General features: G+C 68.1%; 8 protein-coding genes. 6 read left to right on the top strand and 2 right to left on the bottom strand.

Going from position 1 to position 5,058, the window contains the following annotated elements:
- Nucleotides 1-2: 2 nt before the first annotated feature.
- A complete protein-coding gene (locus tag NH2_RS13905; RefSeq protein ID WP_067653360.1) occupies nt 3-317 on the bottom strand; it encodes a hypothetical protein in 315 nt (104 codons plus the stop codon).
- 122 nt (nt 318-439) lie between these two features.
- Between NH2_RS13905 and NH2_RS13910 the strand changes: the two genes are divergently transcribed.
- From NH2_RS13910 to NH2_RS13920, 3 genes are all read left to right on the top strand, one after another.
- A complete protein-coding gene (locus tag NH2_RS13910) occupies nt 440-1,594 on the top strand; it encodes an FAD-dependent monooxygenase (RefSeq protein ID WP_067653362.1) in 1,155 nt (384 codons plus the stop codon).
- 301 nt (nt 1,595-1,895) lie between these two features.
- Nucleotides 1,896-2,132, top strand: coding sequence for a ribbon-helix-helix protein, CopG family (locus NH2_RS13915; protein ID WP_067653364.1), 237 nt, complete (start codon nt 1,896-1,898; stop codon nt 2,130-2,132).
- Nucleotides 2,129-2,428 carry a type II toxin-antitoxin system PemK/MazF family toxin gene (locus NH2_RS13920; RefSeq protein ID WP_067653366.1) on the top strand — a complete coding sequence of 100 codons (300 nt, stop codon included), beginning with the start codon at nt 2,129-2,131 and terminating at the stop codon, nt 2,426-2,428. Before NH2_RS13915 ends, NH2_RS13920 begins: the two co-directional genes overlap by 4 nt.
- A gap of 27 nt (nt 2,429-2,455) precedes the next feature.
- Here the strand turns inward: NH2_RS13920 and NH2_RS13925 are convergent, their stop codons facing one another.
- The gene (locus NH2_RS13925; protein ID WP_067653368.1) at nt 2,456-3,118 is read right to left on the bottom strand and encodes a class I SAM-dependent methyltransferase; all 663 of its coding nucleotides are present in this window, start codon (nt 3,116-3,118) and stop codon (nt 2,456-2,458) included.
- An 87-nt stretch (nt 3,119-3,205) separates the two neighbouring features.
- Here NH2_RS13925 and NH2_RS13930 point away from each other — a divergent pair, with 87 nt between their 5' ends.
- The 3 genes from NH2_RS13930 to NH2_RS13940 all read left to right on the top strand — a co-directional run bounded on the left by NH2_RS13930 (nt 3,206) and on the right by NH2_RS13940 (nt 4,926).
- The gene (locus NH2_RS13930; protein WP_067653370.1) at nt 3,206-3,784 is read left to right on the top strand and encodes a TetR/AcrR family transcriptional regulator; all 579 of its coding nucleotides are present in this window, start codon (nt 3,206-3,208) and stop codon (nt 3,782-3,784) included.
- Nucleotides 3,785-3,795: 11 nt separating this feature from the next.
- Complete coding sequence (locus NH2_RS13935; RefSeq protein ID WP_067653372.1) at nt 3,796-4,266, top strand: nitroreductase family deazaflavin-dependent oxidoreductase; 471 nt, start codon at nt 3,796-3,798, stop codon at nt 4,264-4,266.
- Nucleotides 4,267-4,428: 162 nt separating this feature from the next.
- Nucleotides 4,429-4,926, top strand: coding sequence for an MSMEG_6728 family protein (locus tag NH2_RS13940; RefSeq protein WP_067653373.1), 498 nt, complete (start codon nt 4,429-4,431; stop codon nt 4,924-4,926).
- Nucleotides 4,927-5,058 lie beyond the last annotated feature (132 nt).

Raw genomic sequence — 5,058 nt, forward strand, 5'->3', positions numbered from 1 at the left:
GGCTACTTGTCCTCGCTCAGCTCGCCCATCCCGGCCATATACAGCGCGAGTTCGATGTCGCTGTCGTGGAAGTTCTTGGCCGTCGTGTACAGCAGCTGGGCGATCCAGTGATATCGATTCTGTACGACGTCTCGCACCTGTATATCGGCTCCGTCCGCGTCGCCGAGCGCCACCGCTATCGGCGACCCGCGCAACGATTCGACGCAAACGTCGGCGGACAGTTTCGGAACGCGCGTGGGGTCCTTGACGTCGTCCCCGAGAAACGCGATTACTCGACCGCAATCGGTCAAAGTCACAGGATCGATCTTCAGCGGCATCCGGCCCCCCGTTCGCACTGCGCCCGAAGCGCGATCGCCAGAGTATCAGGCGGGGTGGGCCGATGAATCCGACGAAGTAGCACCGTCATACCTCCGACCAGCTCGAAAGCAGGAGGTATCTGATGACCAGGGTATTGATCGCGGGAGCGAGTATCGGCGGGCCGGCGCTGGCTTTCTGGCTGCACCGGTGGGGCGCTGAGGTCACCGTGGTGGAGCGCGCACCCGAGCTGCGGCCGGGCGGGCAGGCGGTGGATGCGCGCGGGGTGACGAAGGAGGTCATCCGGCGGATGGGGCTGGAGGCGGCGGTGCGGGCGGCGCGCACCGAGACGGCGGGCGCGCACACCGTGGACGCCGAGGGCACCATCCTGGAGACGTTCAACGCCGAGGACGACGGCGGGGACGGGTACATCTCGGATATCGAGATCCTGCGCGGTGACCTGTCCCAGGTGCTCTACGACGCCACCCGCGATGACGTCGAGTACCTGTTCGGCGATCGGATCGCCCAGCTCACCCAGGACGCGAACGGGGTCGACGTGGCGTTCGAGAGTGGCGCGCAGCGTCGCTTCGAGCTAATGATCGGCGCGGACGGGCTGTACTCGTCGCTGCGCGCCCTGGTCTTCGGACCGCACGAGCGGTTCGTCCGGCACCTCGGGCACATGCTCGCCTTCTACAGCGTGCCGAACGAATTCGGGCTCGACCGCTACCTCCTCGACCACCAGGAGCCGGGGCGCTCGGCCGGGCTGCGGCCCATCCGGGATGCCACCCGGGCCATGGCCATCTTCGCCTTCGCGGCGCCCGGCCTCGAGGTGGACCACCGCGATATCCCCGCGCAGAAGCGGCTGCTGCGGGAACGCATGGCCGGGCTCGGCTGGGAAACCGAGCGCATTCTCGTTCATCTGGACGACGCGCCGGACTTCTACCTGGACCAGGTCGCCCAGGTGAAGATGGAGCGCTGGTCCAGCGGGCGGGTCGGGCTGCTCGGGGACGCGGCGTTCAGCTCGTCACCGCTCTCCGGGCAGGGCACCGGGCTCGCCCTGGTCGGCGCCTACCTGCTGGCCGGGGAGCTGGCGGCCGCCGGCTGGGATCCGGCGGCCGGGTTCGCGAAGTACGAGGCGCGGATGCGGGGGTTCGTCGAGGCCAATCAGGAGATCGGGCGGTTGCACGCGAGCAGCAAGGACGTTCCGCCGCCGCCGGAGCCGGAATGGGATTTCGCGCTGATCGACCGCGCGATCAATGGTGTGGAGCTGCCGGACTACGCCCCGGTCAGCGCGCGGTAGAACCGGAACCGGTCGGTCACTCGGGCTGCCAGGGGTCGATCACGGCCCCACCGGGGGACTCGCGCAATTGGCTGATGACATCGATGGCCAGCAGGAAGGTTGCAGTTCCGGAACCTTCAGAGTGATTGTCAGTGGACCGGGGTCGAACTCGATGTCGTCGTCCATGCTGAGCCTGGATACAAGATCCTGGCTGATCGAGGTCATAGAACCCTCTTGCCGTAGGTACGGACCGACAGTATTCCGCGCCTGGGCACCTCGGTGTGACTATCGCGACGAATCCCATTGCGGGTACCATTATGGGATGAGCATCCAGATCTCCGTTCGCCTCGAAGACAGCCTCGTCGGCTGGCTGGACCGCGCCGTCGCGCTCGGCGAGGGATCGAGCCGTGCCGCGATCATCGAACAAGCCCTGGAACGCGACCGGATGCGCCGCGCCGCGGAGCGAGATGCGGCGATCCTCATGAAGACGGCCCCCGACCGGGATATGGAGGAGCTCGCACACCACGACGTGAGCATGCCCATGAGCGATCTCGCGTGAGAGAGATCCGCCTCGCGAACTTGGACAAGACACGACCCGTCCTGGTCTTGACCCGCGACCAGGTGCGCCCCTACATGACGAGCGTAACCGTGGCACCTATCACCAGCACCATCAAGGGCCTTTCCACTGAGGTTCCCCTGGACCAACGCAATGGCCTCGACGACGCGTGCGTCGTCTCCTGCGACAACATTCGCACCGTCCCGAGCAAGTCTCTCGGCCGCCTGATCGGCTACTTCTACGCCGATCAGGAGCCTCAGCTCACCGCCTGCATCAAAGCGGCATTCTCGCTGATTTGAGCTGGCCGCCACTCGAGACCCACAGGCTCAACCTGCGGATTGCCGCACCCGCTGAAGAATCCGCAGCGACCCCGTGTGTCCGACCTCGCGGAACTCCCCGCTCTCCAGCGCTCGGCAGTAGATCTCGTACGGCGGCCGACCCCCGTCGGCCGGGTCGGGGAAGACGTCGTGGATCGCCATGACGCCACCCTCAGCGACCCACCGTGCCCACCCGTCGTAGTCGCGGTGCGCCGCCTCGGTGGAGTGGCCGCCGTCGACGAAGAGGAAGGCGATGGGGGTGCGCCAGGTGGCGGCGACGGTGGGCGAATCGCCGACGATCGCGAGCACCCGGTCGGCGAGGCCGGCCTTGACGACGGCGCGCCGGAATGTGGGCAGGGTGTCGAAACGGCCGGTCTCGGGATCGACGAGGGAGCTGTCGTGGTATTCCCACCCGGGCTGGTGCTCTTCCGAACCCTGGTGGTGATCGATGGTGTAGAGCACCGCGTCGATTTCCCGCGCGGCGGCGCCGAGCAGAATTGCGGACTTACCGCAATAGGTTCCGATCTCCACCATCACGGCACCCGCGGCGAATTGTTTCGCGGCCTCGAACAGCGCGCGCCCCTCGTCTTCCGGAAGAAAGCCGGGAACCTTCTGCGCGAAAGCGAACAACTCCTCGGTCGTGGCTGCTCCCAGGGTGTTGACCGGTGCCATTGTGACCTGTCTCTCCACTCGTTGACCTGCGGTGACGCGGTTCGGGCGAGTTGATCCCACCCGGTGTTCAGAGTATCATCCAGACACATGTCCGATGGCGATTCCACAATCCTCGAAGCGACCCGCAGGCGCCTCACCGGGAAGCAAGCCGAAACGGTCGAGAAGCTCACGACATCGGCCATGACGGTGCTCGCGCGCGAGGGTTTCGCCGGGATGACCATCCGTATGGTAGCCGCAAGCGCCGGGGTCGGGACGGCCACCGCCTACACCTATTTCTCCTCCAAGGAGCACCTGGTCGCGGAGATATTCTGGCGCAGGCTGCGCAGCTCGCCCTCGCCGGTGAGCGACGATCCGGACCCGGTGGTGCGGGTGCTCGCCGAACTCCGCAATATCGCGCTGCTCGTCGCGGACGAGCCGGAATTCTCCGGCGCGGTCACCAGCGCGCTGCTCGGCCGCGACCCGGATGTGCAGCACCTGCGGCTGCGCATCGGCGTGGAGATTCGCAACCGGCTCACCGGCGCGCTCGGCCCGAGCGCGGAGCCGGAAATCGTCGAATCGCTGGAGTTGCTCTACGCCGGTGCCCTGGTGCGCGCCGGGATGGGGTACGAATCGTACTCCGAGATCGCCGAGCGCATCGAGCGCTCCGCCAAGCTCATCCTGCGCTGAAGAGGACATTCATGGACAAGCCCCGCCTGCTCGACTCCGGCCTGGTCGCGACGGTCATGAAATACGGGTCGCGGGCCAATGCCTGGATCTATCGCCGCACCAACGGGAAGGTCGGCGGCAGCTGGCGGGTCGGGGCGGGGTTCCGCAAGCCGGTGCCGACGCTGCTGCTCGAGCACACCGGGCGCCGCTCGGGCAAAACCTTCACCGCGCCGCTGCTCTACATCACCGACGGGGCCGACATCGTGGTGGTGGGCTCGCAGGGTGGCAAAGCGGATCATCCGCAGTGGTACCTGAATCTGCTCGCGCACCCGGCGGCGCACGTGCAGATCGGCTCGGAGCGCAAGGCCGTGGTCGCGCGGGCCGCCGATGATGCCGAGCGGGAGCGGTTGTGGCCGCGGCTGGTCGAGGCGTATGCGGATTTCGACACCTATCAGTCGTGGACGCAGCGGCGTATTCCGGTGGTGCTGCTCAGCCCAGCCTGATTTCGCTCGCGTCGGGCCTGGGGGCCGATACGTGGAGGTCGCGGGATCGGGCGCATCCCGATGTGGCGCTGCGGCACCACGGAGCCGGCGCGCGATACCAGCCGGTGCCGCGGTGGTGAAACCGGTGCGCGTGAGTGTGGGGAGAACGGGTAGGGGCTGGGGGTGCAGACTTTTCTGCCCTACCCCGACTTCACCGCGACCGCTCGCGTGCTGGATGTGAAGCGGCTGGGGAAGCAGCGCGTGGAAGGGATTCAGGTGGTGCGGGCGTTGACGGTGCCGGGGTACGGGTGGCGGCATCATCCGGCGGCGGCCATGTGGGCGGGGTACGAGGAGGCGCTGGTCCGGTACGGGCTGGATGTGTGCGCGGTGTGGGTGGAGCTGGGGCATGCCGATAGCTGCGCGGCGACGATGGTGCGGGATCTGCGGGAGGGGACCGGTATCAGCGTGCCGCGTACGCAAGCCGAGCTGGCGGCGGCGGGTGAGCTGCCGCCGTGGCTGGGGGACGAGGCGTTCCACCGCAGCCATCAGGCGGCGCTGGTGCACAAGGATCCGGCGTTCTACCGGGTGCACTTCCCGGAGGTGTCGGACGACCTGCCGTACGTCTGGCCGGGGTCGGACCGGCCGCGCCGGGTGCCGGTGCGCGCGCCCGCCGACCCGTGAGCCGCGCGCGCGGCGGACGCGCGCCGGGTGCCGGTGCGCGCCTGCGGGTCCATGAGCTGCGCGGGCGGCGGACAGTCGCGCTGCGGCTGAGCGCACAACGCCGCGGCCCGCGCACGACGGGCCGCAGCCGGC

This window comes from Nocardia harenae NBRC 108248, from assembly GCF_001612885.1.
In the GTDB taxonomy this organism is placed as follows: Bacteria; Actinomycetota; Actinomycetes; order Mycobacteriales; family Mycobacteriaceae; genus Nocardia; species Nocardia harenae.

Excerpts from the sequence above, each read along its gene's own strand:
- NH2_RS13905 (WP_067653360.1), bottom strand. The coding sequence starts at position 317 with ATGCCGCTGAAGATCGATCCTGTGACTTTGACCGATTGCGGTCGAGTA.
- NH2_RS13925 (WP_067653368.1), bottom strand. The coding sequence starts at position 3,118 with ATGGCACCGGTCAACACCCTGGGAGCAGCCACGACCGAGGAGTTGTTC.
- NH2_RS13915 (WP_067653364.1), top strand. The coding sequence starts at position 1,896 with ATGAGCATCCAGATCTCCGTTCGCCTCGAAGACAGCCTCGTCGGCTGG.
- NH2_RS13930 (WP_067653370.1), top strand. The coding sequence starts at position 3,206 with ATGTCCGATGGCGATTCCACAATCCTCGAAGCGACCCGCAGGCGCCTC.
- NH2_RS13910 (WP_067653362.1), top strand. The coding sequence starts at position 440 with ATGACCAGGGTATTGATCGCGGGAGCGAGTATCGGCGGGCCGGCGCTG.
- NH2_RS13935 (WP_067653372.1), top strand. The coding sequence starts at position 3,796 with ATGGACAAGCCCCGCCTGCTCGACTCCGGCCTGGTCGCGACGGTCATG.